The organism is Aminipila terrae (assembly GCF_010120715.1).
In the GTDB taxonomy this organism is placed as follows: Bacteria; Bacillota; Clostridia; order Peptostreptococcales; family Anaerovoracaceae; genus Aminipila; species Aminipila terrae.
Map to the genome: position 1 here is coordinate 257704 of NZ_CP047591.1, position 26475 is coordinate 284178.

Below are 26475 nucleotides of genomic sequence, written 5' to 3' on the forward strand. Positions count from 1 at the left end.
TCTTTTATCAATTTAATTTTGTATTATTTATGTTTGTATTTAGCTATAAGTTCCAAAAATTTCTGCCCATAACGCACAAACTTGACTTCTCCTACTCCTGAAACTTCCAACATCTGTTCTTTTGTTTCGGGTAAAGTTCTTGCCATATATTTTAATGTTTTATCCGCAAATATTATATAGGGTGGCAGCCCAATTTCCTTAGAAATTTCAAGCCTTAGTTCTCTGAGAAGTTCAAATAATTCAAAATCATATTCTGCCTCTCCTGACTTTAATTTTTTCCTGATTTCTGTCTTGGCTATATTGGTATGATCAGATTCTTTTGCAATTTTCATTATAACAGGCTTTATAAAATCCTGTTCACTATTCAATTTAACAACAGGATATTCACCGTCTGATAAATATAATACTTTTTCAAGCACCAGGTAGTTCATAACTTGCCTTATACGTGCAATAGAAATCTTCCCCAGTAAACCATAATAACTATTTTCATTCAGCCTGTACCTTCTTATCATGTCAACATTACTTCCATGCAAAGTCTGAGCCATAGTATTCATTCCATACGCTCTTTCACATTCTTGTATACACCCAGCTATAGCCTCTGCAATTTCCGTTACATCCTCTTCTTGAAATTCAGTATGACAATTGGAACAATTACCACAATAATTGCCACTGCCCTCGCCAAAGTAATTTAATATATATTCACGAAGACATTCATTTGTAGCACAATAAAACGTCATTTTCTTCAGCCTCTGCCGGTCTTGCTGCTTTACCATCTCTATAGTTTCCTGATCAAGTTCACTATTATCTCGGTTATTCTCAATAAAAAACTGATTGGTTATAACATCTTGCCCTCCATAAAGCAAAATACACTCTGCAGGCTCACCGTCTCTTCCTGCACGTCCAGCTTCCTGATAATAACTTTCAATATTTTTAGGCATATTGTAGTGAATAACATATCTGACATTTGATTTATCTATTCCCATACCAAAAGCGTTGGTAGCTACCATAATAGGTTTTCGATCAAAAATAAAATCCTCTTGATTCTGCTTCCGCTCTTCATCAGATAATCCAGCATGATATCTTGTTACTGGCAATCCAACAGATTGCAGCTTATAGCACACCTCTTCAACATTTTTTCTGGTGGCACAGTAAATAACCCCACTCTTTTCACAATTATCTTCTACATATTTTTCAACAAATCCAAATTTATTTTTTGGCTTTTTTACTGCGAAATATAAATTGCTCCTATCGAATCCAGTAACTAAAAGTGTAAAATCTTTTACCTTTAAAATACGTATTATATCTTCTCTGACCGTCTTGGTAGCCGTGGCTGTAAATGCACTTATCACAGGTTTCTCTGGCAATTTCTCAATAAAATTAAGAATTTTTAAATAACTAGGTCTAAAGTCCTGTCCCCATTGGGATATACAATGTGCTTCATCAATACATAGCATAGACACTTTAATCTGTAACGCAAAATCTAAAAATTCTTCTGATTCAAGCCTTTCAGGGGCAACATACACGATTTTGTAAGTTCCTTCTTTAGCTAACTGTAAGGCCTTTCTAAATTGCCCCTGAGTTAGTGAGCTATTCAAATATGCCGCCCTTATTCCCGCTTGATTCAACGCCCCTACCTGATCTTTCATAAGGGAAATAAGCGGAGATATGACCAAGGTAATACCCTCTAACATTACTCCTGGAACTTGATAGCATATAGATTTTCCTGCCCCTGTGGGCATCACCCCAATGGTGTCCCTGCCCTGTAAAATGCTATCAATCAATTCTTCCTGTCCCTCTCTAAAACTACTATATCCAAAATATTTTTTTAATGCCTCATGCTTTGTCATAATCATCCTAAAACCTTATTCCCATTTTAAAAGACTCAATTTAAAAAATTATTAATTTCTATTTTGCATATTATACCATAAGTTTAACCCCTATGCCCTGTTTTACCTAGGGAAATTTTCATTGCTATTTTTCTTTAAATATATTATACTCTTATTAGAACATTTGTTCTATTTTGATAAAAATACGATAAATAGGTGACAAAATGATTTTTATAAATGGATTTGATATCTCTAACAATAAGATACCTAATACAAATGCTTACCCATATAATGTATTTGAACATAAGGACTGCGGACACCTGAATTTTGATTCCATTACCATTTTATATGGAAATAATGCTTCGGGTAAATCCACGCTGCTAAATACCATAGCAAATAAATTAAAGCTTCCAGGTGCTGAGAGTATAAGAGGTGATTTATTATACTTTAATCAGTTTATAGATGAATGTGATTTTACTTTTGGGGATAATGAGCTTGGACAGAGTTTTCAAGTACTTCCATCCCACAGCAGATATATAAAAAGTGAAGACATCATGTATGAGGTTAAGAAAATACAGCAGGATGCTATTCTGAAACAGGGTCATCTGTATCAAAAGGCTTTAGATGGTATGACTCTAAATGAACGTGAACAATACGGAAACTCATGGGATTGTGAAAAACGTCTGGATGAGATTCGTTTTGCTTTGGAAAAATACTCAAATGGAGAAGCTACCTTACAGGTTTTAGAAGATAGTATTTATTCTGATTCCCTTTATTTATTAGATGAGCCTGAAATGTCTCTTTCTCCGCAGAACCAGGTACTTCTGGCAGAAAAAATAAATGAGTGGGCAAGATACCTGTCATGCCAGTTTATCATTGCCACTCATTCACCATTCCTTCTTTGCACCTTAGACGCAAAGATTTATAACTTAGATACAAAAGATTTTCAGGTCTGCCATTGGAGCAGCCTTGAAAATGTTAAATTCTTTTATAACTTTTTTAAACAGAATGAATCTGAATTTATTTAGTTAATACATTTAAATAAATTTATTTTTCTGCATAGGTCAGGCTTTGCAGACTGTATCCATAAATGGAATCCGGATTTTTTACAACCTCAACTTCAGCGGTGCCGTAAACTGGATTTCCTTCTTTCTCAGGATCACTCAATTCAATGACTATGGATGCAGACATTTTTGAATCAGAAGCGCTGGCTGCCTTGCTTAAAGTGATATTTTTCACATTAAAATAAGTTAACGGAACATCTAAGCGAGGAACTTTATAATCACTTGTATTACTATCAAAGGTTGTTGCAAAATCTTTTGGTAAATCAGGAACCGGCAACTTAAAGTCAGCAAAACATGAAATAAAATACTTTGCCACCATGTCAAGGTTCATTGTAACATTGTCCTGTGTTTTATTTGTATCATCTCCACCATAAGCTGCAATTAAACCTTGTATTATGTACCACTGGAACTCACTGTTCTCATTCCCAGATAACGTCACCGTCCCCATATCTTTTGTCACAGATCTGGCTGCTGACATAAGCATAGGCTCCATCTTTTTAACTGCTTTTGCAGCATTGCCATCAAAATAGCTGTTTACACTTCCGTCCAATTTCATATCTTTTGAAATGGCTAAATCATAAACAGACAGCTTCTCACCTTTTTCTGGTTGTTCTGTTTGCGTACCTGCCTGTTCCTGGGATTTTGACGCATCTGCCTTGTTAGTTTCTGCCTTATTACCACAAGCAGTTATTGAGCATACTAACGTAAATACTAGTGCAAATAATAAAATCTTTTTCTTCATTTAATACCCCTTCTTTCGTTTATTATTTTGATTTTATATAAACAGTGCTGCTTGCATCACTCCAGGATAAATCATACCCAAATGCTTCCAGAACTGCCCTTGCCGGCAAATAAGTTCTTCCATCCTTCATAACCGCTTCCGTATCCAAGTTCACACGGTTCCCCCAACAGTTATAAAACTATCTCCAATAGTTACCCTTACAACAACATTTCTTCCTGCCGGATACTCATTATTGGCAGGAAAGCTCTTAGTAGCGGTCACTGTCCTGGAAGCGTTATCCCAGGTAATTCCAGCTCCTATGCTTTCAAGCAGTTTTCTCATAGGAACCATCGTTCTATGGTTATTATCTAAAAATGGTACTCCTGTGCCTGCCTTCTTATTAAACTCTAAAACTTGATTATTTAAAACAACTGTAACATAATTCTGCATTTCTGCTCTTGTTAACTCTTTTGCATTTTCTACCGTCTTATAAACCTCCGAAACTGCACTATATTTTCCAAGTTCAGTATCGCGCCAGTCAACATCCTCGTTTACATCAAAAAACATTACTCCTCCAGCCTTTTTCATGGCGATGGATGTTTTTTCCCTCAAGGTATTCAAGCCATTATAATATGAAACATTGGGAGTTGTAGCTGCATAGTCTTTATACGCATTTGTTACATCCTGTTCTACCAGGTTCCGATACTGAAGCCAGCTGGGCCTTGCGTAAAGAGGCATTCCAAGCACAATCCGATCTGGGGATACGCCCCTGTTAAGCCAATAGTTAATGGATGTGGTACCAAACCATAAGGGACTGTGATCCTGATTATTCATATCATATCCCATTACATTTATAAATTCAAAAGAATTCAGGCACTTATCGGTCATAAGCTTTGATACTTCAGGGCCTGCAGTTGTAGACCATGCACCATTTACCGCAGCAGTAAGATTTTTCCCTTTGCTCTGCAATGCTTTTGATAAATCCACTACTAATTTTTCATAATCGGCAATTGTAGCAGCATTGGGGTGTTCCCAGTCAATTTCCACTCCATCCAGATTGTTGGATATTGTAAAATCAACAACACTACTTACAAGTTTGCTTCTTAGATTATTATCTGCAGCCACTTTTTCGAAAGTCCCTGCCAGAGGAACGCCTCCATCTGACCATCCTCCCAGGGCAATATATACTTTACATTTATCTGAATGGGCTTTATTCACTACTGCTGCCAACTGTTCAGGCTTATTTAGGGGCTTTACTGTTCCATCTGCACTGGGGATGAGAAAAGCATACATTATATGGGTCATTTTATCGGTCTGCAGTTTTTCCACAGGTTCATTAAATAAATCACCTGAATAATACCCTATGATTTTAAAGCTGTCAGATACATTTTTTTCACCAGCAAATCCTGTCGTTGGTATTCCTAAAACAAGAACTGCCATTAAAACGAATAAAACCATTTTATCTTTTATTGTCGCACACATTTTTCTTTTCCTCTCTAATATTTAATTATTAATTTAGAATGTTTCCATTTTAAACAGACTGATATATAACAAAAACTGGTTCACCTGTTTTATCAAAATAGAATTGACTTTCATCTCCATAGTCTTTGTAGTCTTCCGGCCAGAAAAATTTAAAGTATTTTATAATGTTTTCTTTGGAATATCCCATTTTAAATAATGCGGCTTCTTCTGACAGCCTTGCTCCGCAAGTAGTATCATAATAATACGATTTAACCTCACTAGAAGACCCGGAACCTGCAGCAGATGAATATTTTGTAAAAATATTTAAAACCGCAACGCCGTTTAAATTGCTAACACTATAATTAATTTCAACCCAAGGATATGAATAATTGTTTACATCTGGTTCATATTTTCCTTTCTGGGAATATTCTATTATTTTTTGAAAATCAAGTTGAATAAGGGCATTTAAGTTATCACTTCCATTCACTGAGGATTTGACTTTTGGAAGTTCCACATCATATTTCATCACAGAAGGTTCATCTATATGATCATTGATCAGAGGCTCCACTTCCAGGGGATACTGAATTTCCTTCTTTTCGAATGGTTTATAATCAAAACCTGTGCCCATTTCAATTGCTGTCACTTTACCTTCCTTCATGTAAAAGGCTATGTAATTCTGGGTTGTATCTTTTCCTGTAAATCCAAAGCAGGTCCAGTTATCATTATCTTTTAATAGTTTTTGTTCCTCCGCAAAACTGTTGAACCACTCTCCACCAAAATTTTTGCTGGAAAAGACCAGATTATCTATACCATAAGCCTTAAAAAGTTCCTCCGCCGTATTTCCTACGCCAATTCCCCTATTGGTTTTTACCTGAGGGTCTGTTGTAGCCATTCTTAATACTGGTTCATAATGCTTTTCAAAATAGGTATAGGTTTCTGCACAGATTTCTTTGGATTTCCAGATTTTTCTACAGCTTGTAGCTCCCCGCATTAAATCCCCCGGGTCTCTTTTAGTTATTTTGGCATCAGTCAATGGCAGCTTTCCTTTATCATTTTGCCCAATACTTATCTTTGTACCATTAATAAGGAAGGTATATTCCTCTTCAACTTTTACCGGACTTATCTGCCCGTAACGATATTTAGTAAATCCACGGAAATCTAATTTTCCTTTTTTATCTCTCGGAAGTTCTTTTTCCCGGAGCCATAAAAATTCATAGAGTTCTTTACCCTCATGAAAAGCAGAAATAAAAATATCTCCAATACCAGAATTCTTTACAATCCAGCCCTCATTGTCACTGGTGATTTTAATCTGATCCCTCTTTTCTATTTTTTTTGTTTGTTCAGGATGTCTGGGTTTCAATCTGATCTGAACACTATAATAATCAAAAGTACCACCTTTACCATAAGGTACCTGTGCTGCCAGTTTGATATTACTGATTTCATATTTTTCTATATCAAGTCCCATTTCTTTATATGAGGACAGCAGTTTATCTTTTACCAGCTTTTCCGCTTGCTGTTTTATCACTTTTGGGCTTTCCGTACTTTCCGTTTCCTTCTTTTCTCCACAAGCTCCCAGCAGGGCAATTATTGTTATCAGTAAAAACAACCCCAGCAATCTCTTTGTCATTTAGAACCCCCCTGAATTTTGAAATATGTTTTCGTTCTACATTATTTTCTTATTCTATAATGATAGATCAGGTTTAGCAATAGATTTTCCAAAATGTAACACAAACGTAGAAAAAGCAGGCTTACGCCTGCTTAGGATTATAGTATACTATTCATTATGTTTGATAGCAATGGTAATTCGAAAGGAACGAAGAACGTTAATATCACACCAGTAATTAGTGCTACCAGCCCCAGCTCCGGCCCTACAAATTTAGTTACAGGCACCAGCATGGTATCCATATTTCCAGCTGCACCACCTGCAATAGGACTTCCTTTGCTGAGTTTTATTAAAACCGGCAGGAATATTACAGTGAAGAATTCCCGCATTACATTTACCATAAAGCCATAGGTTCCTGTTTCTATGCCGTATACCTGTGTCATATATGCCCCAGTTATGCTATAATAACTCATTCCCCCTGCTGAAAGCATAGATACATGTAAAGGCAGACCAAGGATAATCCCAGCTAAGGCTCCTCCAGTTAAACTTCCTATAAAGATAGCCAACGATATGTAAATAATTTTAAAACCCAGTATTTTAACGTACCTGAACACTTTTCTATTCGTTCCAAGGCTTATGCCTACTCCCGTATATAAAAGAATTAATGAGCCATACAGACTGTAGTTCAGATATACAGAAAAGCTCTCCTGTAAAAGTGTATAACCTATCACTACACCAGCTATAATGCTTACTGGCATAATCCAGACTAATGGTGAAGTCTTCTTTTCTTCTTCCTGGCTAATATCCACTTCCTTGCTCACATCCATTTTTTCCAGATACAGTTTTTCCTGCAGTGCCGAAAGAGGCAGCAGGGTTTTTTCTACTAAAATAACCAATAAAACACTAAATATAATTGCACTTAGGGATATGACCACACAATTTAATCCGATCACGGGTAAATTCAGCATAACTGAATCATTAATACCTATGTTCATTCCTATTGTCAGCATTAACACAATTAAAGCAATATTAATAACCCAGTCTACAACTTGTAAAATCTTTCCCGGCAGTTGTCTGATACTTACCAGTAAACCAACACCTAAACAAATAAACGGCATAAAAGTCATAAAAATTCTCCTTTAAAATTTACTACTACGATTAAATATAACTCTGGATTTCCCGAATGAGACTTTTCATGGACTGGATTCTGATGCCATGTCCACACCCACACAAATCTGTCTGGAAGTCATCAATAGCCTTATTCAAAAGAATCAGCTTGTTTTTCAAGGCAATCTCCTCTTCATCTCCTTCTATCTCTCCATAAAAGACCTGCATAAATGAGTGATTTTCCATAGCCTTTTGAAAAAGGTCATCACATTTACATTTTATATCCATGATATCATCCACGTTCTTTTCCTCCCCTGAATTTTCTTTTTCTATGAGCCTCATATGTCTTTGCAATATATTGCATATTCTTTAATATTAGTATATTATCAATATATAAATAAGTAAAACGAATCTTTTTAATGTATGTAATAAGCATTTCTAATATGAGGTAAACAAAATGGGTTATACAAAATATAAAGCTTTTCTCAAAGTGGTTGAGTTAAACAGCTTTACAAAAGCCGGAAAATGTCTGGGATATACTCAGTCTGCCATTAGTCAGATGTTAAACAGTTTAGAGGAAGAACTTCATACGACCCTCTTATTTCGAAATAAATCCGGAATAAAAATAACAAATGAGGGAATTGAACTTTTACCTTTTATTAAAGAAGTATGTAATAGCTATGATACTTTAAATGAAAGGGCTATATCTATTAACAATATTGATAAAGGCATTATAAAGATTGGCCTGGTACATTCAGTTGCCCATACCTGGCTTTCAGATATAATGGTGGAATTCAGGGAAAAGTATCCTAATGTTACTTATGAGTTCACTTTGGGAAACAGCAAAGAAATTCAGGATATGGTAAAAAACCAGTCCATAGATTTTGGATTTATGTATTCCCCTGTTATTTCTGAGTTGATTGGTGTCAAACTGACAGATGAAGAACTCTGCCTAATCGCCTCCCCCAATAACATTTTAAATAGAAAGATTACTTTTGAAGAATTGCCAGAATTAAATTTTGTCTGTTCAAAAGAAAATGAGGAATTCACCCTTTTAGAGGAATTGGCACTTAAGAAAGGCATCCGGTTAAATAAAGTATTAGAATCACCTGATTTTTTGTCATCCGTTGCCATGGCGGAAAAAGATTTAGGTCTGACCGTTATAAATAAAACCCTGGCAAAAAAATTGAAATACAATGTAAAAGTTATTGAATTAGCATTCGATACAAAAAAAGAAATCATTGTAGTGCTAAATGACTTAAACAGAATTTCCAGGACAGGTAAATGTTTTCTGGATTCATTAGTAGAAAAATACTGCTAATGAGTAAGAAAAACTATAACGATAAATATATTCTAGGTGCATAAGAATACCGCCAGTTGATAAATAACTGGCGGTAGAAAAATTTTTAAGTATTCTGGTTCCAAAACTAATAAAAGGACAAGGTCTACAGCTTTCTGATGGAAACCTGCCATTTCCCTAATTTCAGGCTATATTGTTCCATGTCCGAACCTTTTGATTTTCCGGCTGATTTAATTTTAACCATCCTGTCCCGGACAATTGAATTGTTTCTATACACAGAAAGTATCAGACCCATCAGGCCCATATTGATAATGAAGCTTATATTTCCCGGAGAAATAAATGGTAATGGATGTGAATGCCAACCGCATATACCCAAGTTCGCAAACAAAAAAATTACACACTGAGATACTATAGTCATAATCACTCCTAAAGCCACAATATATCCTAACTGGCTACTCTGCGTATTTACTATCTTATATAATCTGATTAAAAGAAACACCACCAAAGCAATCACCATTACTGCAGCAACCCATCCAAACTTGTGAATCATATAGGTCAAACAATAGTCATTGTGCCAAGAGGGCAGAACTTCCTCTATAACCCTTCCATTTGCAGCGTTCAAACTTTCTTGAGTTATAAAAGGCGGCAAATCACCCTGCCCCAATAACTTTGAATTTGAAAGAAAACCTCTTATCATTTTCAGCATATAGCCTTGAGCATATTCAGCTCCATCTGTGATAAACATATATTTAAATCGTCTGAAGCAAAAAATCAAAGGTGCTGCTATTAAAAGTCCCACAGGTACCCAGACTAAAGTTAAGCCATATTTCTTTTGTATCTGAAACCAATCTTTTTTAATGCCCGCCGTAAGTATAACCGCACCACTTATGGAAAACATCCATACTGCCACGAGCGATGGTCCCCACTCAAATACGATACAGCTAATCACTCCTACTGCACCACTGTAAACCAATCCTAAATATCCAGTTCCACGCTGGCTGTACACAAATCCTGCATAAAGTGGTATCAACAGCATGGCAAAATAAAAGACATGTATATAAACATAATTCAATCGAGGTGCAAAATTGAACATTAATACGCATACCATGAGCACAGTGCTGTATGATATCTTGGGATATTTTCCTATTATACTGTAATCCGCGAAATACATCCCAATCATAGCAGCTATACCAAATGGTATGCCTTTTAAATAGTGATAAAAATATCCCCTTGCCTCCCAGCCTCCTTCCGTAACATTTAAGGAAATAAAATACTGTAATGCTACACTTATTAATATACACACCCCGACTATTGCCAATATCCCCCAGTCAGGCTTTGGTCTGTGAGTCCAATCGAGCTGCTGTCCTACTACGACCGCATCGCCCATTTCTGATATGGCATTTTTCTCTGCCTCTTCTTCTTTTTGACCTTTTTTAATATATACTTCTTTCTGGTCTTCTATGTGATTTATCAATTCCTCCGAAATACTATTGTGCGCCTTTTTCCAGCGAATCTGTTCACAAACTTTAATTATAAATTCATCAGTCTTACTGTTGGTGGTATCATTTGTCCCTTTATATTTCTGCATAGTTGTCACCACCAGTACTTTTTTTCTTTTTTAATATTGACCAAAAACATAAACTTTTGGATTTTGTCGCTTGTTTATCACTTACTATAGATTTGTTTCGATATGCCGATAAAAACAGTCCCATTAAGTACATATTGGCAATAAAACTCTTTTCTTCATATGTAATGAATGGCAATGGTCCAGCTACAGCTGCCATGATGCCAAGATTACTTAATATATAAAAAGCCGATTGGATAAAAAGTTCTATAGTAACAGAAAGACACACAATAAATCCTAATTCACTTGTTTGTCTTAAGGTAATAACAAGCATTCTTATAAGTAGCAATACTAGAATCGCAATTAAAATAGCCGCACAAACATAGCCAAATTTATAGGCAATATAAACTAATGAGTAATCAGACCCCCAGCAGGGTAATATTTTTTCAATGGTCGCCGGACTTAATGAATTAGGAAAGGCTGGCATTCCTTCCCCCCATAGTCTTAGATTTTGTATATACTGCTTAAGCACCATTAAAACGTAAAAATCTCCGCTTTCTTGTTGGTGAATCAAGCTACCAAGTGGAAAAATGATACCTCTTCCCCTCAGGCTAATATGTGCCTGTATCGCTAAAAGAGTATACATTAATACGGATAAGGCTGGAACATATACTAATAAGAATGCTTTCCACTTCTTGACTAAAAACCAGCCTTTACTGATGGCCGTTGACAGGATAATAAGCCCGGATATGGCAAATAGAAAACATGCCATATATCCTCCCCCATAAGCAAAAACTCCAAGAGTTAAAACAGCTATAAGTCCTGATTTTATAATTCCGTCATACCGGCTATTCCTGTAATTGTACACAATAGCCGCATACATGGGGCACAAAATCATAGCCGTGCAAAGGATATGTCCATAGGTTCCAAACCTGGCTGTAGAATTAATTATAATACCCGCAGAAGCAGCTAAAATACTAAAATAGAAAAATATTGGACTTCTTATGATTAAAGAAAAGTCTGCAAAATATACAAATAAAAAAGCCGCCAGCCCAAATGGAACAGACACTAAATAATCTTTAAAGGCAGAATCATAGTTTTCACCATTCATCCCCGAATAATAGCTAACAATAAATTGCACAACAGCCCCTAGTATAAGACAAATACAAAGGATTACCATCGTTCCCCATTCAGGCTTTGGTCTGTGAGTCCGATCAAGCTGCTGTCCTACTTTAACCGCATCGCCCATCTCTAATACAGCATTTCTTTCTGCCTCTTGTTCCTTCTGCCCTTTTTTGATGAAAGCCTCTTTCTGATCTTCTATGTGATTCAGCAGTTCCTCAGAGATTACTTTGTGTGCTCTGCCCCAGCGAATCTGCTCGCATACCTTTTTCACATATTCACCGGCTTTGCCAAAGGTTTGTTCTTCATTACACTGTGGCATAAGAAACACCTCCCAGCACGTCTTTTACTGCTTTGGCATAAACAGTCCATTCCTCTTTCTTTTCTGAAAAAAGTTTTTTACCCTTTTCTGTAATCTTATAATACTTTCTTGTACGCCCCTCTTCCGATAATCCTTCATAAGCAGTAATCATCCCCTGCTGCTCCAATGAATGTAAAATCGGATACAAGGTCCCGGCCTTTAATGTAAATACATTTTTAGACTTATTTTCCAGTTCTTCTATCATCTGATACCCATACATATCCTGATTTTCCAAAAGTTTAAGAATTAGCATGGTAGTGCTTCCGCTGGTCAGGCTTTTATCTACTTTCATTTATTAAAGTCCCCCTTTGAATATATCTCGACCATCTATATATCGGTCATCTACATATTATTATATATAGATGACCGATATATGTCAATCCTAATATTATTTAATTACTACAACTGTAAAAGCATTTTAAATTTGGTATTTTTGTCATCGCATGCCCATACTAGGAAATTTTTCGTCTGCTGTAAATTTATAAACATATGGCTTATTGAATCAGCATTTTTATGCAATTGAAGGTCAATGGCTATTTTTGTCTGTTTCTTATGATACTCAGCTATACCTTCTGCCCATTCTTTTTCCATCTTCACTACATCATAACTTTTTCCACTTTGCTGACATTCTATCACATCACGCCAAAATGGATAAAATACTACAAGTTCTAAAAACTCTTTCAGATTTTTTGCCACTTGCCCATAATATCCTTCTGTTGAAATATAGCCAACAGGGATTTCATCACCTACACCGGAATAATCTCCCATGCTTCCAATACACCCACCCTTTTCGTCCAGAGCACATATCACGAAGCATTGGTTGCAGTCAAACCACCAATCCTCAACAGATGGTAAAAAACAAAAATCTATTTTGCTGATTTCTTTAATAATATTCATATAGATTTTTTCTTTATCAGCTTCTGGTTTATTATACGAAGAATTAAAAATTACCGTCATATCTTCTGCCACGTTATGGTGACTTTTATCAAGTTCAATGCGAATTCCCACAACTCCAGTAAGATTCTTTTTCATTAGATTTATTTTACTTGTAATGTCTTTCTCAAATTTCAGTATTTCATCTGAACTTTCATAATCCTGCTTGGCAGATAATTCATTATATTCAGATGTCAGTCTTTGACAAAGTACAGACTTAATATGCTTTGTTCTTTTTGTATTGGCAAAAACATTAAGCAATAAATTATAATAAGTTTTTATCTTGTCCTCCATATTTTGCATAAAATCTCCCAATAAAAATTTCCTCATACATTAAATCAAAGCTGGTATGTCTATGAAATCTTCTTTTCCATTAATTCGTACTTTAAAACTATAAACTGGTTGATAGAATCCCTTGCTGTCTGGTCTATATTCTAATTTCACAGCTTGAACTGTAAGAGAAGACAGTTCATCTTCCAGATACAGTTTAAATTTCCCCTGTTTAATTTCATCAAAAGCTTCTGATTCGCTCATCATATCTACATCCTTATATTTTTCCAAAGTTGCCAGGTAATTACTTAAATTTCTTATAACACCATCTTCATAAATAGTACCCCTAAGGTCTCCTAAAAGATATTTGTTCTGATATTTTATCATATCTGCTTTAAAACAAAATTGTCCGTCCTGTTCCTCACTGACAAAGTTTAGTCCTTCTGGCACAACCACATTCATTTTCTTCAATGCGGAAAGTACAGCCTCTTCCTGAGCCATCCCACTGGCCGTTTTAAAGTCTCCAAAGGAATAATCTGTGTAATCGTATAGTCCTCCAGCATAGTCCATCCATAGGGTGTGCTCCTTATCATGATATAACGTGGAATAGATTGCGTTATCATTATACTGAACGATGCCCAGCTTCTTCACAGGTATCCCCATAGTCTTAAAAATCTGTTCTGCGTATTCAGCTCCTGTTTTCTTGTCATACACCTTTGTTTTATATATAACACCTTTTTTACTTTCTTTTGACAGGGTTATATCTGAATGGATTTGTGCGTTTTCGCACCTGATTTCCTGGCTATAAGCTTCAGCAAGGTTTCCCAGCTCATTGGTATGATATTTTATAAAAATCCCTGCATACACGCAGGCAACCAGTAATAACGGCAATAAATAACATATGACTTTCCTTGGCCATGCTCCTTCTTTATGTAATACTGTCAATACAACCATGGTCAGCCCATATCCTATCATGGCACCAGCGAAATTGTTCATTAAGTCATCTGCCTCGAAAACTCCAAGATTAAAGACTAGTTGTACTGTTTCAATAACCAGCGTAAATAATGCACTTGCAGAAGCTGTCCATATCATACTTTTAAACTTTTTATGAATTAAAGGCAACAGCATACCAAAAGGAACAAACATGACAATATTTAAAATTAAAAGTTGCCATCCTCTCAGAGTAAAACTGTTCCACGCTTCACGATATGAGCTGAACAGGTCCAGATTTACAGAGCAATATCCCATTGACTCTCTGCTAAACAAAGTAGCATACAAAACCATTAGAATATAGCACATAAACAGGCCTATTTTTATAGTCTGCTTAAAGTTTATTCTTTTCTGTCCCTTCATTACTTTTTTATATATGACAAAATAAATGATTGAAAATATAACGGCTAAACCAGCCACACCCAGTACTGCAAAAATTAAAAATTGTCTAAACATCCATAAAATCTGTGAAATTAACATTTTGTTTCCCCTAATCTCTCGTAATTAAAATTCAATATCCCCAAAAAAAGTAACGGATAATTTGTAATGAAAAAAACCCACCGGAATCATCACCAGACCTGCCAGCAGACATCCAAAGAAACCATATGGCAGGGCAGCTATTAAAACTATAAAATAAGTAATAATTGCAATACAACATGGTATTGCTATGTTCTTAAAAAAGCTCTTAAGGATTTGAAAATAAATACTTATAAAAAAAACACAACAAGAAGGTGTAAATATAAATATATAATTTTCAATCTGATTATATAAAAAACGATCATTATATGGATCTATATAACTTTTAATCATAAAAAAAATAGTAGCTATTGACCATATTACCAGCCAAACTTTTAAACCAAATGACATAATCTCCCCAATCTTTTACTCCCCTTGATACGCGTTACTTTATTTTACAGCTGCATGCATTTTCTGTAGTGATATTATAGAAGTATAGTGTATTTCCCTCTACAGTCACATTGCTTCCGCAGTCAGAAGTTTTAAAAATAACCTTACCAGATTTGTCAAATACTATAATTCTGTACTTGGCATTGGTTGTCTCTCTAAATGTGCACGCTAAATATTCTTTGTTATCTCCGGTTATCCTAATTGATACCAGTTCAGCATTTGGATTAAGTGAAACATTATTTCCTAACGTATATAACTGCTTATTTTCTTTTGCAAAATAAACCCTTCCACCCAGCACTTTAAAAATAATTTCAGATTCGAATTCAGGTAATCCCTCCGCCTTTCCAAGAAAAACTTCTTTTCCATCTTGAAGTGACATTTTATAAATATTGCCCTTACTCAAATAATAAAGATTGTCTCCTTCAATTTGAGCCGTATCAACAGCCTCTTTAGAATTACTTACTTTAGTGACTTCATTCGTATCAATATTTACCTTGTACACTTGCTTTGTATCTAATTTATAACTTCCATCACTGGCTTTTTGTAATACTTTAGATGCTCTTAAATACAATTGATTTCCTATAAGTGAAACATCCGGTACTCCACCAAAACATCCTGCCAGATCAGGTATGCCCCCAAAGCTTTTAACCAATAAAGTGTCATACCAATAGTCGCAGCCTCCAATTGACACTGACTCTGTTTGACCTTTTTTTTGCATACTTAACCCCCCTGGTCCTGGCATCGGCCCAACCCAAACCATAAAAAGTTTATCTCCAATTGCTGTCGTCTGATGATAATCCGATTGAATTTCCCTTGTAGTTCCATCAGAATTTAATTCAAGTCTATAATCGGCCCCCATAGTAGCTCCGCCTGAATGATAATATAACATAGCCTTACCATTTTCTTCGTAGAAGCAATGCCTATCATAATCTTCTTCAGAATATAAATCTTTTTGCAGCTGATACAATTTCTTTACCTTAGCGGTGTTGGAAAGGGGTGCCTGCATGATTCCACCTGTACTATTGTCATAATATAAATACCCACTTTTTACCATTACACAGGTACTCTTTCTGCCTGCATAAATGCTATATTGATTTTCATTTGCTCTATCCTTTGGAAGGGAAATCTGTTGAAGCTTTTTATTTTTTGATTTTATAACCAGACCATTTTTTCCATCAAAACTATAGTCCCATCCAAACTGTTCCACACTATACTTCCAGGTCATAGGAAAATATGTGATATCACGGAAGGAGAGAAGCGGATACTGTTCCTTACTGTTATCTACTGCTTTTCCATTGACCTTAATGGGAAAAGTACAGATTGTTGCAGCATAGCTCTTGCCGTTCCTAGAAGAAGAAATATATGGATTATATGCTGCCGTCACCCCCGTGGCATCCACCAATAATCCTTCTTTATTACCCTTCCAAATGGATTCAATCCCAAGATACCTGCAATCACTATAGGTCATAGGGAAATAAGTAATGTTATTGTAAACAATTAATGGATACTTGCTGTAGTCATTATTAACTACCTCACCGTTCATAGTAACCTTAAAATTAGGCAATGTGATGTTTACGTTACTGCTCTGCCCACCATATACTGGCATAGCCATGCTCATAACCATGGCTAAAGTTAATATGGCCCCCAATACTTTTCTTTTCATATTACTCCTTCTTTCACTATCACTTTTTTATAGTTCATAGTACCTTACTAATTTCACTGAGAATATCAGCAATTGCTCTATCCCCGTAATATGTAATGGACAAGACCTGTTTTCCTTTACATACGGAAACCTTCTTCTGCCAACTGTCATCACTGATGTAGACGGCATCAAAATCATCATATTCTATGCATTTGATATCTTCACTTTTTATAAAAATGCTGTCCATACATAACTCTCTGGCTAAGGGCTTTGCAAGAGTTCCAATTGTCACTTTATAATAATGGATATTCATAAAATGATATTGAACTCCCTGTGTTGCCATATACTGCTTTGGTGCCAGTAAGGTATGTCTTATGGTAGCATAATTTTCTTCACCCGCAGTTTTTTGTAAGGGTAGGATTTCTTTATTGAAGTTATAATCTTTTTCTATATTCTGCATCATCACAACAGGCATCACTTTTCTAACTTCGTTAATAGGGTAATGTGTATTTTCAGTATAAAAATATTTTAAAATAGAAATGCCCAGTAGGACACAAAACGTAATTGTTAAAATAGAATTTAGATGTGATTTTTTACTTATCTGGTATGATACATAAGATTCCCCCGTTAAATAATACTTTTTATTTTTTATTAAGCTTCTGCACTCTGTTAAATAGTTTATTATCTTAACCATATAAATACTGAGCAGCGAAAGAGAAAATATGCTTGAGATTTCCATAAGTCCCTGTAAAAACACATCCCGTACTAACAAAAGGTTCAATCCAAAAAGAAGCATTGCAGCCAATTTCCCCACATACTTTCTAACCAGCTGCCAGTTAAACCACTTCCTTGCAAATTCAGTCATTTCAGCATCTAACCGAGGTTGTGTATACGCATATTTCCTATTGGTATAAAACAGATAATACTCTTTGTAGCTTTCCACAAAAATAAAGCCTTGGTGCTCTATGTTTCTAATCTGCCTTTCAGCATTTTTTTCGGATATTACAACAAATTTATAGGTTCTGTTCTGTGAATGATCTTCTACAAAGCAAGCATAATCCAAAGCAAAATACTTTATAATCATACCCTTTGACGCCTGGTCATTCAGCCACAGTTCGTTCTCCCTAAACATGGGAAGGCTGCTCTGCCAGTTTAGTGTCTTTTCTTGTTCATCTGCCATATTTCCATCCCCAACAAAACTCCGCACAAAAAAAGATAAGCCAAAATGACTTATCTGCATTTATATTTTATCAGACTTATATTTCAATACTTCTACTGCTACTGCAAAAAAAGCGTACATTTTAATCTCCGTTTCCCCAAACTTTAAAATCCCCTGATACACTCTTATATTATAATATAAATTGGTAATATATTCAAGTTAAATTCTTCTTTTTAATCGATTCCTATAGAAGCAACTACTACTTCACCACAATAAGGGCTTGCTTCCTTTAAACGGTGTACGGGCTTGAGCCTGTGAAATGCAATGGTGTAATCTGCTACTACCGTATCCGCATCTGGTTCTCCTACATCTCCATTTAATCCAGTGGGAATATCCAAAGCAAAGACCATCTTTTTTGTATCGCTCTTAGACCCGTCATTTATCAGCTTGGCACAATCCCTTACCGTTTTCTGAAAGCTGCCGTGAAAACCTGTACCATAAATGGCATCCACTACTATATCTGCAGCTTCAACAATTTCAGGAATATCTTGAAAATATGCCTTCGCGTCTATAACAGGTATTCCTCTTCTAAGAACGATATTTGCATTTTTTATAGCATCTTCCGTCTTTGGCTGACCATCTGCCATAACTACAGTTACGTTCATTCCCCTGACTGCCAGTTCTCTTGCCACTACGTATCCATCTCCCCCATTATTGCCCTTGCCACAAAATATGATTGCATCATTTATACGATTTTCAATTTTCTGTGATTTTTCTACAATGAATCTAACAGCTGCATTTCCGGCATTTTCCATCATTTTATAATAACTTAATCCCGCTTCATTGGCTTGCTGCTCAATCTCTTTCATCTGTGTACAAGTAACAATATCTAAGTATTGGCTTACATAACCTTCTTGGTTTTGATGCTCCTTAGATTTAAGCACTTTAACTCCCCCTGTCTTTTTTTGATTATTGCTCATGGGTTTCTTCCTGCTGCCTGGTCATCTCTTCCAACTCCTGCTGTTTTTTCATGGCTTCATATATACCAGCTTTTACAGCCTTTTTAATGATATAATAAGCAATAAAACCTATAACCACAATATTAACCAGCAGCAAAATAAATGGCATTATTGTTCTCATATTTCTTTTCCCTTCATTAGAAAACATATACGGATTAAAAATCCAGAATTTCTCTTTCTATTTTTTGTATATCTGCCTTGGATTGTTACAATAAATAGTTGTTCGTTGCTCTAATTTATCTTAAATTGTTAAAATATGCTTCTTCCAGTATACCATAGGAGTAACATACTAAGATACCTTAATATTTAAGGTTACTGATGTTTAATTATTTTTTTTTATGCTTGTCTATATAAACATAAACCAGTATACCAATCAATAGAACTGGCATAAAGGGAAGAATTCCCGTAACATCAATTAAATTTAAATTTCTTTCATCTAAATAGCACATAAGACCAATTGTAAAAATAACTAACAAAACTTCTTCTATATAATCTGATTTCTTCATATAGCCACTTCCTTTCAAATATATGTTATTACTACCAAAATTTATTTCAACCCTTTAAGCATGAAATGTTGTATAGGCCACATGAAATGTGCTTTTATAAATGAAATTCCCTCATACCATTTGTTGTTTATTGCACAATAAAAAAGAACATTGTACAAAGCTCTGCCAAACTAATAAAGTCTTTCACTCTGACAATGTTCTTATATTCTCTTAATTTAAACTATCGAATAAAGTTAGTAAATACCTTTTTTTCCCTTTCAGGTTCTTTTACTGTTTCTTTCCCGCTTTCAACCAGCTTCATCAGCCAGGCCATGTTTTTTCCCAGTACGCCCATAATCTGCTTGCCTTCTTCATCCCCGCTAACTTCTCCTGGTGCCGTTCCGTGTACTACATTCCAGTAATTTGAATTAGGCATAAGCATTTCTGAATAATGTATATAATTGTTTAACTGGTTAAAGGTAGCAATGCCCCCAGTACGTCTGACTGCCACTACTGCTGCACCAACCTTGTGTCTTAGCAGTCCTGCATTGCTGGCAACATAAAAAGCACGGTCCAGGAATGATTTCATCGTACCTGCTATTGCAGAATAATGAACTGGGGATCCTAAGATAATCCCATCTGCCTCCTTCATTTTCTGAACCCACATATTTACTTCATCGTCTATAACACACTTTCCATTTTTTGCACATGAATTGCAGGCAAGACATCCCCGTATGCATTTATTTCCTACATGTATGATTTCAACTTCTATACCTTCTCTTTCAAGTTCTTGTGCAACCATCTTTATGGCGTGATAAGTATTTCCTTCCTTTTTAGGACTTCCATTAAATGCAACAACTTTCATTATTTTTACCCTCCATTTTTATAAATTAAAATCTCCGTTTATCTTCTGACTACCATCTGTCAAAATGTATTCTTTCTCTTTTAAATCTGGTTTCAACCTTTTTATCCTCGTCCGGATACCCTATCGGTATTATGGAGAGAGGAATTACCCCTGAGGGCAGATTTAAAAGCTGCTTTAGTCCATTTATCCTGTCTTCTAAAGGATAAACCCCCAGCCAGACAGCACCTAAACCCTTATCCTCAGCCGCAATTAAAATGTTTTCTGTGGCAGCGGAACAATCCTGTATCCAAAAGCCTTTATACTTTTCCTTTGCCTCATCGCCACAAACTACAATTGCTACATCTGCATTTAACAGCATCTGGGAATAAGGGTGTATCTCCGTTATTTTTCTCATAACATCCTTGTCTCTTAACACGATAAACTCCCAAGGCTGCTCATTTAAGGCAGACGGTGCCGCCATACCTGCCTTTAATAGTTCTTCAACAATTTCATCGCTGATTTTAATATCTTTATATTTTCTAATGCTTCTTCTGGTCAATATTGCATTCATATATAAAACCCTCCTTATTGAAATTTTACATAGCTTATGATACCATTATATAAATTAAGTTTTATTATAACAAGTACGCACTATTATGTATTATAGTACCTTAAAAGATACTGTGGAGAGAATAAAAATGAGTTCAAACTGTAATTTACAATTAAAAAATAAAAATTATACCTGCACCTTTGAAATCACCATTGATTTAATCGGGGGCAAATGGAAACCCGTCATTATCTGGCATTTAGGCACAAAAGGTACCCTTCGTTTTAATGAATTAAAAAAGCTTCTGCCACATATTACTCAGAAAATGCTGACGCAACAGCTAAGAGAACTGGAAGCAGATAATTTGGTTTTAAGAAAAGTCTACCCTCAGGTTCCACCCAAAGTGGAATATTCACTAACTGATTTGGGCCATACTTTAATGCCTATTCTTAGTATGATGTGCAGTTGGGGAGATGATTATTATAAACAGTTGAAGGCTGATTTACAGCAGACAATGGCTGAATCTGAATAAAAAAGCCATGCAAAGAATTATTTCTATGCATGGCTGTGTCTTTCTTTATTCTTCTCTACTTTAAGCTGTTCATAACACTATACCCGCTGTAATCAGGTATCAGGCCCAATCTCCAGATTGAAATTCCATTTATGCCCAGCATTCTGGCCAGCGCTGCTTTCTCAAATACGCTTTGCTCATTCTCATACCATAAAAATACTTTTTTGCCTTCAGAGTTTGTGTATTTTATGTATGGGTTACGATAGACTGCAGAAAATCCTTTTTCCGTTCCTGAAGCACTCATCCACTTATATACGGATTCTGTGTTTGCATGGAGTGGAGCAGTTGAAACCAGTTTTCCATCATCTGATATTTCCCATCCCACAGTTGCAAAGCTTATTGCCAGTACGATTTTACTTTTGTCTGCCACACCTGTTGAACTGTCAGTAATAGCTTTCAGGGAATAATACACACTTCCAATAGGTGTTAAAGCAGTGTTTTTATACCAGTCTGTTCCCTTATATCCGTCTAGTGAGGTTGGGTTGTAATCATGAGCCATTAAAATCACTTTATCTGCCAGTTGACCAATGGTTCTGTAATCAAACCCATCAAAATAGGTGCTATTATAAAGCACAGGTTGTACTGTCACATAAAGGGTCTTATTTTTTGCTTTAAGCTGGGTTGAAAGATCCGTTAAAAATGAGTTAAAGCCCTGTTTAACATCAGAACCTTTTAATCCTTCAAAATCGATAGTTACACCACTATAAGGATTTTTTCCGATTGTATCATAATTCCGGTTTAGTTCCGCCATTATTGCATCCACTGCAGCTTTACGTTTATCCCCGCTAAGAAGCATATCTTTGACTCCATCTGAAGTGTCCATATAGACCCCCAGATGTGCCTTTGTTTTATTTCCTTCCACATAAGAAATAACATCTTCATAGCCTGACGGAATTTTAAACTCGTTACTTCCTTCACTTCCTGTGTTCAGCCACACACCTTTAGAATCATTGACCATAGCACTCCATCCAAAAGTCACAGCATCCATTTGGCTCGTTAAATCCTTTTGAGCATAAGATGAAATAGCATAAAAACTATGTAAGAAATCTGTTTTTCCATAATATTTTGCATAAACTCTCGACAGCATTGCTGCTGCTTCCTCACGTTTTGCAGTATTAGCCGGTGCAAAAGAATTTGGAGAGACTCCAGTAATCATTCCTATATCGTATGCTACACCGATATACCCTTTATCGGAGGTTACGTCAGTAAACTGTAAAGCAGATGATTCTGCAACTTTTGCAGCACCAGAAAGTCCCAGAGCTTTTACAAACATTACCGCCATTTCTTCCCTTGTGATTGGGGAGTCAGGTAAGAAACTTCCTGTTTTATCAATAGCGCCGTTGGTTAACGCAGTTTCTATGTATGAATAGTACCATTGATCTTTTGACACATCAGAAAAAGAAGGCTGCACTGGTTTTACTGTCTGCCACTTCATCATATTACATAAAATAGTTGCAAATTCAGCTTTTGTAATGGTTTTGCCATAGCCGAAATTTCCTTCTGACTGTCCTTTCATCAGACCATATCTGCCTGCATCAGCAATAGACTGAACGGCCCAGCTGTCTGCTGGTACATCTTTATATGAAGCATCCGCAAACGCTGGTAATGCAGGTGTGACCATCACAGTCAGCATGATGCTCATTAATAGTACACTTGTGAATTTTCTTAAAATACTTATCATATTCGTATTTTTCCTCCTTTGTTTTCCATATTTTTTATTATGCTCTTAAGCTGTTAAAATTTCAATCCGCATTTTTTAAAGTATGCCAAATAGTATAAATCCCACAGTATTAATAGAAAAATTTGCAAACATATGTACAAACCAGGAATTATATATGTTACCCTGTTTTTCATTCAGCCAGTCAAAAAGTAACCCTGCTGCAATAAGGGCTGCCAGTAAAAGTAAAAACAATCCGAAAGAAAACCAACCAGTCATCATAGCTACATGATAAGCCCCAAAAGCTGTTGAACTCACCAGATAAGCGGGATTTCTGCCCACTAGCTTCTTTAGATTCATAAACACAAAACCTCTGAAAAAAAATTCTTCTAAAAGTGAGTTTACAAGTGAAATATAAATTGCAACGTACACAAAATTTGCTTTATTAACTCCTACATTTTCATTTAAGGCTCCCGTAACTTTTGAAAAGTCAAAAAAACCCCCAATGGTAAAATAGCATAACAGTATAAATGCATAAACTCCTACGCCCATTGATACAGCATAAACCATTTCCTTTGGTCTGAAAACGAATAAGGATTTAAGATTAATATTCTTATTTCTATAACTATAATAACATGGTACTATCATAAAGGCTATGATCTTTAATGCTGACTTTACTGCATATCCAGGCTGCCAGAGTGCATCTACAAATCCCATGAAGAAACAGCTCATCACCATAATAACAATAATGCCACTGTAGCTCTTCCTTAATTTAAAATCCAATGCTTACCCCTGTTATTCCTTGCCAGTTCTTTAATCACTGACCACTCATTTATTAGTTTTTCCAGAGAGTATGCCGCATTGGCAGGACTAGTAGAAGGCAATGGCGTGATTTCCCGTCCTGTCTTAGCCTTTCCAAATTTATTATATACTTTTTCTGCGGTTTTTCCATTGGCGAAGATTTTTTCTACAGGACAATAATCCAGAATAATATTAAAATCTGCTGCCTTTACATCTCTGATGCTACTATCACTGGAACCTTTTATCTCACAGCTTTCAATTACGTCCCACACTGCAATTCTGCATTGATATAGCAATGCTTTTTTCTCTGAAATGCTTTCCGGCACAGGCATCCCATAAACTCCAGCCATAACTCTCCAGAATCTGTTTTGAGGATGTCCGTAATAAAATCCATTTTCCCGGGACTTTACTGAGGGCAGACTTCCCAGAATCAATATTTGTGAATCCTTATTATAAACAGGCTCAAAAGGCTGTGTTATTCTTTCATATTCCGTCATTTTCTGTTAACCCTTTTTCCTGTCTTATGATTTCCTCAAGCATTTCCCATACTTCCATCATTTCTGGATCCTTCCAGTTATCTTCTGCTTCCTTAAGTAATTTACCTGCGACCTCATATTGACCCTTTGCTATATGGTAATAAATACTGTTAGCTGCTATATGCTTTGCCACTTGAGGATTATTTTTATATTGTAACAATTCTTTACTGTTGTCGTCGGTAACCTTGATTACCTCTTCATAATTTCCTAAATGAAAATGAAAGTATACCAAATTCAGATAATAAACAGTTCGGTTTATACCTTTTATATTTTTATACTCTATCTCTTCTAAAACTTCCAGACCTTCTGTGTATTCCTTTTTACCAGCAAGTCCATAACATAATGTCATTTTTATAAACCATCGATTCTGTTTTGACTTATATTTTTTTAACAGATTTTCCATTTCTTTAATTAAAAAATCATAGTTCTTTTGTTCTTTTGCCTGTCTTGTCATTATTTTTAATTTTTTAATAAATTTCATTTGAAAAATTATATTAATAATCACTGCACCAACAATCGCTAGACCACCCATGATAAAATAAAGCTTCCAGAATAGCTGGTCGTCAATATTCATCAGGTTTTGTACAATTACCAGTAAAATTCCTACTGGAACTCCAATTCCAAAAATAATTTTTATTTTCCTCTTCAATTTATATTCCCCTTTTATCTTATACATTTTATAATTCAAGTTACTTCCTAATCCCAGCTTTTAAGGCCATTGCCGCTTATGGGTATAACATCACCTAAGTACTCAGGCTCTGGCTTTATAAGCATTTTAAAGAAATCCTTGTTTCTGGCAAGAACTTCTCGAATATCCCTCATTTTCTGGCCTCTGTAAGTTTTCTGGTCAGAACAAACACCGTATGCCTTATATCCAAACTTTTCAGCCATATAAAGAGCCCTGTACTGATGATATTTCTGGGTCACCACAATTGCTGTATTCACTTTAAAGATGGCCTTTGCCCTATACATAGAATCGTAAGTAGAAAATCCAGCATGATCTAAAAATATATCATCCTCTGGTACATTATGATTCAGCATGTATTTTTTCATGGCATTTACCTCATCATATTGAATTTTCCCATGATCTCCGGATAGAAGCAGTTTTGGTGCAACCCCTGCTTTATATAAGGCCAGCCCCGTTTCCAGCCTGTCCTCCAACATATGGTTTGGTGTTCCATCCCGTTTAAGGCCCGCTCCAAGTATAAGAATGCAGTCCGCATTCAACCCCTGAAATCTGGACTGCTCTTCCTTAACAAAACTTACTTCTTTCCCTTCACTTATCTCTCCAATAATAGCGTTTTTTTCAGTTTCTATCATAAACTGATTTATGACAAAAGGTAATGCTGCTAAAATAGCGAAAATAGCAACTCCAACTAATAGAAATTTCCTACTTCCTTTAATCTTGCTGTTCATTTCTTTTTACCTTGTTTTCTTACAGATATCTTACATAAAAGTTCATGGATTCTGATGTATACCCTAATTTAGTGTAAAAATTATGTGCATCAGGGTTTGTATGCTCAGATTGGAACTGTAGTCTTTTAAATCCATGCTCTCTCCCATACTGCTCAATATACTCCATGACCATGCGCCCCATTCCGTTTCCTCTATGCTCTTCTTTTATGTACAGGTCATCTAAAATCAATGCTCTTCCATGGCTCCATACACTAAAAATAATCATAATGTTGGCAAAGCCGATAATCTGACTTTCTTTTTCTATCAGAAAAAGTGTTATCAGCTCCGGATTATTTATTGCTTCTTCAAAGGTCTGGGAAAATTTATCATCTGAATTTGAAGCTGTATTATTCCAGAATTCCGCATCCTGTATTTCATATGCCATAAATTCACGATTTAAAGAAATCCATTTTTCTTTATCTTCTTCTTTACAAATTCTTATGTTTAACTGATTTGTATTCATTTTCAAATCCCCCTGTAAAATATTTTTTCATATCTTGTTATTTTTATATTATAGAATATATTATATAT

28 protein-coding genes are annotated in these 26475 nt (G+C 35.6%); 3 read left to right on the top strand and 25 right to left on the bottom strand.

Annotated elements, in window-relative coordinates; all coding sequences use genetic code 11:
- Positions 1-23: 23 nt before the first annotated feature.
- A complete protein-coding gene (gene recQ, locus Ami3637_RS01225) occupies positions 24-1847 on the bottom strand; it encodes a DNA helicase RecQ (RefSeq protein ID WP_162360971.1) in 1824 nt (607 codons plus the stop codon).
- Between the two features lie 203 nt (positions 1848-2050).
- On the opposite strand from recQ, the gene Ami3637_RS01230 reads away from it, so the two are divergent.
- Positions 2051-2854, top strand: a complete 804-nt coding sequence (locus Ami3637_RS01230; protein WP_162360972.1) for an AAA family ATPase — start codon at positions 2051-2053, stop codon at positions 2852-2854.
- A 19-nt stretch (positions 2855-2873) separates the two neighbouring features.
- On the opposite strand, the gene Ami3637_RS01235 is transcribed toward Ami3637_RS01230, so the two are convergent.
- The 6 genes from Ami3637_RS01235 to Ami3637_RS01260 form a co-directional block, all read right to left on the bottom strand.
- The gene (locus tag Ami3637_RS01235) at positions 2874-3632 is read right to left on the bottom strand and encodes a hypothetical protein (RefSeq protein ID WP_162360973.1); all 759 of its coding nucleotides are present in this window, start codon (positions 3630-3632) and stop codon (positions 2874-2876) included.
- 22 nt (positions 3633-3654) lie between these two features.
- Positions 3655-3786, bottom strand: coding sequence for a copper amine oxidase N-terminal domain-containing protein (locus Ami3637_RS01240; RefSeq protein WP_162360974.1), 132 nt, complete (start codon positions 3784-3786; stop codon positions 3655-3657).
- Complete coding sequence (locus tag Ami3637_RS17180; protein ID WP_162360975.1) at positions 3783-5093, bottom strand: glycosyl hydrolase family 18 protein; 1311 nt, start codon at positions 5091-5093, stop codon at positions 3783-3785. Before Ami3637_RS17180 ends, Ami3637_RS01240 begins: the two co-directional genes overlap by 4 nt.
- A gap of 49 nt (positions 5094-5142) precedes the next feature.
- On the bottom strand, positions 5143-6699 hold the full coding sequence (locus Ami3637_RS01250; RefSeq protein ID WP_162360976.1) for an outer membrane protein assembly factor BamD: 1557 nt from the start codon (positions 6697-6699) through the stop codon (positions 5143-5145).
- Positions 6700-6836: 137 nt separating this feature from the next.
- Complete coding sequence (locus tag Ami3637_RS01255) at positions 6837-7802, bottom strand: lysine exporter LysO family protein (protein WP_162360977.1); 966 nt, start codon at positions 7800-7802, stop codon at positions 6837-6839.
- Positions 7803-7833: 31 nt separating this feature from the next.
- Positions 7834-8082 carry a hypothetical protein gene (locus Ami3637_RS01260; RefSeq protein ID WP_162360978.1) on the bottom strand — a complete coding sequence of 83 codons (249 nt, stop codon included), beginning with the start codon at positions 8080-8082 and terminating at the stop codon, positions 7834-7836.
- A 157-nt stretch (positions 8083-8239) separates the two neighbouring features.
- Between Ami3637_RS01260 and Ami3637_RS01265 the strand changes: the two genes are divergently transcribed.
- Entirely contained in the window at positions 8240-9103 is an 864-nt protein-coding gene (locus Ami3637_RS01265) for a LysR family transcriptional regulator (RefSeq protein WP_162360979.1), read from the top strand.
- 124 nt (positions 9104-9227) lie between these two features.
- Here Ami3637_RS01265 and Ami3637_RS01270 read toward each other — a convergent pair whose 3' ends face one another.
- From Ami3637_RS01270 to Ami3637_RS01325, 12 genes are all read right to left on the bottom strand, one after another.
- Positions 9228-10670: an FtsW/RodA/SpoVE family cell cycle protein gene (locus Ami3637_RS01270; RefSeq protein WP_162360980.1), complete on the bottom strand. Its 1443-nt coding sequence runs from the start codon at positions 10668-10670 to the stop codon at positions 9228-9230.
- Positions 10657-12090, bottom strand: coding sequence for a permease prefix domain 1-containing protein (locus tag Ami3637_RS01275; protein ID WP_162360981.1), 1434 nt, complete (start codon positions 12088-12090; stop codon positions 10657-10659). The genes Ami3637_RS01270 and Ami3637_RS01275 overlap by 14 nt, the downstream gene beginning before the upstream one ends.
- Entirely contained in the window at positions 12077-12421 is a 345-nt protein-coding gene (locus Ami3637_RS01280; protein WP_162360982.1) for a PadR family transcriptional regulator, read from the bottom strand. Before Ami3637_RS01280 ends, Ami3637_RS01275 begins: the two co-directional genes overlap by 14 nt.
- A 107-nt stretch (positions 12422-12528) precedes the next feature.
- Positions 12529-13392, bottom strand: a complete 864-nt coding sequence (locus tag Ami3637_RS01285) for a hypothetical protein (protein ID WP_162360983.1) — start codon at positions 13390-13392, stop codon at positions 12529-12531.
- 3 nt (positions 13393-13395) lie between these two features.
- On the bottom strand, positions 13396-14802 hold the full coding sequence (locus tag Ami3637_RS01290; protein WP_162360984.1) for a VanZ family protein: 1407 nt from the start codon (positions 14800-14802) through the stop codon (positions 13396-13398).
- Positions 14803-15223: 421 nt separating this feature from the next.
- Positions 15224-16891 carry a hypothetical protein gene (locus tag Ami3637_RS01295; protein WP_162360985.1) on the bottom strand — a complete coding sequence of 556 codons (1668 nt, stop codon included), beginning with the start codon at positions 16889-16891 and terminating at the stop codon, positions 15224-15226.
- A gap of 34 nt (positions 16892-16925) precedes the next feature.
- The gene (locus Ami3637_RS01300) at positions 16926-18050 is read right to left on the bottom strand and encodes a DUF2812 domain-containing protein (RefSeq protein WP_162360986.1); all 1125 of its coding nucleotides are present in this window, start codon (positions 18048-18050) and stop codon (positions 16926-16928) included.
- Positions 18051-18262: 212 nt separating this feature from the next.
- On the bottom strand, positions 18263-18973 hold the full coding sequence (locus tag Ami3637_RS01305; RefSeq protein WP_162360987.1) for an NAD(P)H-hydrate epimerase: 711 nt from the start codon (positions 18971-18973) through the stop codon (positions 18263-18265).
- A gap of 25 nt (positions 18974-18998) precedes the next feature.
- Positions 18999-19169 carry a hypothetical protein gene (locus Ami3637_RS01310; RefSeq protein ID WP_162360988.1) on the bottom strand — a complete coding sequence of 57 codons (171 nt, stop codon included), beginning with the start codon at positions 19167-19169 and terminating at the stop codon, positions 18999-19001.
- Positions 19170-19374: 205 nt separating this feature from the next.
- A complete protein-coding gene (locus Ami3637_RS01315) occupies positions 19375-19554 on the bottom strand; it encodes a hypothetical protein (RefSeq protein WP_162360989.1) in 180 nt (59 codons plus the stop codon).
- Positions 19555-19774: 220 nt separating this feature from the next.
- Entirely contained in the window at positions 19775-20398 is a 624-nt protein-coding gene (locus tag Ami3637_RS01320) for a flavodoxin family protein (protein ID WP_162360990.1), read from the bottom strand.
- Between the two features lie 49 nt (positions 20399-20447).
- The gene (locus Ami3637_RS01325; RefSeq protein ID WP_162360991.1) at positions 20448-20948 is read right to left on the bottom strand and encodes a nitroreductase family protein; all 501 of its coding nucleotides are present in this window, start codon (positions 20946-20948) and stop codon (positions 20448-20450) included.
- Positions 20949-21075: 127 nt separating this feature from the next.
- Here Ami3637_RS01325 and Ami3637_RS01330 point away from each other — a divergent pair, with 127 nt between their 5' ends.
- A complete protein-coding gene (locus Ami3637_RS01330; RefSeq protein ID WP_162360992.1) occupies positions 21076-21456 on the top strand; it encodes a winged helix-turn-helix transcriptional regulator in 381 nt (126 codons plus the stop codon).
- Between the two features lie 55 nt (positions 21457-21511).
- Here Ami3637_RS01330 and Ami3637_RS01335 read toward each other — a convergent pair whose 3' ends face one another.
- From Ami3637_RS01335 to Ami3637_RS01360, 6 genes are all read right to left on the bottom strand, one after another.
- Positions 21512-23176 carry an S-layer homology domain-containing protein gene (locus Ami3637_RS01335; protein WP_162360993.1) on the bottom strand — a complete coding sequence of 555 codons (1665 nt, stop codon included), beginning with the start codon at positions 23174-23176 and terminating at the stop codon, positions 21512-21514.
- Positions 23177-23251: 75 nt separating this feature from the next.
- Positions 23252-23935 (bottom strand): CPBP family intramembrane glutamic endopeptidase, encoded by a 684-nt coding sequence (locus Ami3637_RS01340; protein WP_243158066.1) that lies wholly within the window; start codon positions 23933-23935, stop codon positions 23252-23254.
- Positions 23920-24450, bottom strand: a complete 531-nt coding sequence (locus Ami3637_RS01345; protein WP_162360994.1) for a DNA-deoxyinosine glycosylase — start codon at positions 24448-24450, stop codon at positions 23920-23922. The genes Ami3637_RS01340 and Ami3637_RS01345 overlap by 16 nt, the downstream gene beginning before the upstream one ends.
- Positions 24437-25165, bottom strand: coding sequence for a hypothetical protein (locus Ami3637_RS01350; protein ID WP_162360995.1), 729 nt, complete (start codon positions 25163-25165; stop codon positions 24437-24439). The genes Ami3637_RS01345 and Ami3637_RS01350 overlap by 14 nt, the downstream gene beginning before the upstream one ends.
- A 20-nt stretch (positions 25166-25185) precedes the next feature.
- A complete protein-coding gene (locus Ami3637_RS01355) occupies positions 25186-25905 on the bottom strand; it encodes a SanA/YdcF family protein (protein ID WP_162360996.1) in 720 nt (239 codons plus the stop codon).
- Between the two features lie 19 nt (positions 25906-25924).
- Positions 25925-26407 (bottom strand): GNAT family N-acetyltransferase, encoded by a 483-nt coding sequence (locus tag Ami3637_RS01360; RefSeq protein WP_162360997.1) that lies wholly within the window; start codon positions 26405-26407, stop codon positions 25925-25927.
- Positions 26408-26475 lie beyond the last annotated feature (68 nt).

Bases quoted from the DNA above. Each gene is read 5' to 3' on its own strand.
- Ami3637_RS01335 (WP_162360993.1), bottom strand. From the start codon at position 23,176: ATGATAAGTATTTTAAGAAAATTCACAAGTGTACTATTAATGAGCATC.
- Ami3637_RS01310 (WP_162360988.1), bottom strand. From the start codon at position 19,169: ATGAGAACAATAATGCCATTTATTTTGCTGCTGGTTAATATTGTGGTT.
- Ami3637_RS17180 (WP_162360975.1), bottom strand. From the start codon at position 5,093: ATGTGTGCGACAATAAAAGATAAAATGGTTTTATTCGTTTTAATGGCA.
- Ami3637_RS01250 (WP_162360976.1), bottom strand. From the start codon at position 6,699: ATGACAAAGAGATTGCTGGGGTTGTTTTTACTGATAACAATAATTGCC.
- recQ (WP_162360971.1), bottom strand. From the start codon at position 1,847: ATGACAAAGCATGAGGCATTAAAAAAATATTTTGGATATAGTAGTTTT.
- Ami3637_RS01300 (WP_162360986.1), bottom strand. From the start codon at position 18,050: ATGGCAGATGAACAAGAAAAGACACTAAACTGGCAGAGCAGCCTTCCC.
- Ami3637_RS01235 (WP_162360973.1), bottom strand. From the start codon at position 3,632: ATGAAGAAAAAGATTTTATTATTTGCACTAGTATTTACGTTAGTATGC.
- Ami3637_RS01355 (WP_162360996.1), bottom strand. From the start codon at position 25,905: ATGAACAGCAAGATTAAAGGAAGTAGGAAATTTCTATTAGTTGGAGTT.
- Ami3637_RS01325 (WP_162360991.1), bottom strand. From the start codon at position 20,948: ATGAATGCAATATTGACCAGAAGAAGCATTAGAAAATATAAAGATATT.
- Ami3637_RS01285 (WP_162360983.1), bottom strand. From the start codon at position 13,392: ATGAGGAAATTTTTATTGGGAGATTTTATGCAAAATATGGAGGACAAG.
- Ami3637_RS01280 (WP_162360982.1), bottom strand. From the start codon at position 12,421: ATGAAAGTAGATAAAAGCCTGACCAGCGGAAGCACTACCATGCTAATT.
- Ami3637_RS01330 (WP_162360992.1), top strand. From the start codon at position 21,076: ATGAGTTCAAACTGTAATTTACAATTAAAAAATAAAAATTATACCTGC.
- Ami3637_RS01270 (WP_162360980.1), bottom strand. From the start codon at position 10,670: ATGCAGAAATATAAAGGGACAAATGATACCACCAACAGTAAGACTGAT.
- Ami3637_RS01230 (WP_162360972.1), top strand. From the start codon at position 2,051: ATGATTTTTATAAATGGATTTGATATCTCTAACAATAAGATACCTAAT.
- Ami3637_RS01350 (WP_162360995.1), bottom strand. From the start codon at position 25,165: ATGTATAAGATAAAAGGGGAATATAAATTGAAGAGGAAAATAAAAATT.
- Ami3637_RS01275 (WP_162360981.1), bottom strand. From the start codon at position 12,090: ATGCCACAGTGTAATGAAGAACAAACCTTTGGCAAAGCCGGTGAATAT.
- Ami3637_RS01265 (WP_162360979.1), top strand. From the start codon at position 8,240: ATGGGTTATACAAAATATAAAGCTTTTCTCAAAGTGGTTGAGTTAAAC.
- Ami3637_RS01320 (WP_162360990.1), bottom strand. From the start codon at position 20,398: ATGAAAGTTGTTGCATTTAATGGAAGTCCTAAAAAGGAAGGAAATACT.
- Ami3637_RS01255 (WP_162360977.1), bottom strand. From the start codon at position 7,802: ATGACTTTTATGCCGTTTATTTGTTTAGGTGTTGGTTTACTGGTAAGT.
- Ami3637_RS01345 (WP_162360994.1), bottom strand. From the start codon at position 24,450: ATGACGGAATATGAAAGAATAACACAGCCTTTTGAGCCTGTTTATAAT.
- Ami3637_RS01315 (WP_162360989.1), bottom strand. From the start codon at position 19,554: ATGAAGAAATCAGATTATATAGAAGAAGTTTTGTTAGTTATTTTTACA.
- Ami3637_RS01360 (WP_162360997.1), bottom strand. From the start codon at position 26,407: ATGAATACAAATCAGTTAAACATAAGAATTTGTAAAGAAGAAGATAAA.
- Ami3637_RS01290 (WP_162360984.1), bottom strand. From the start codon at position 14,802: ATGTTAATTTCACAGATTTTATGGATGTTTAGACAATTTTTAATTTTT.
- Ami3637_RS01295 (WP_162360985.1), bottom strand. From the start codon at position 16,891: ATGAAAAGAAAAGTATTGGGGGCCATATTAACTTTAGCCATGGTTATG.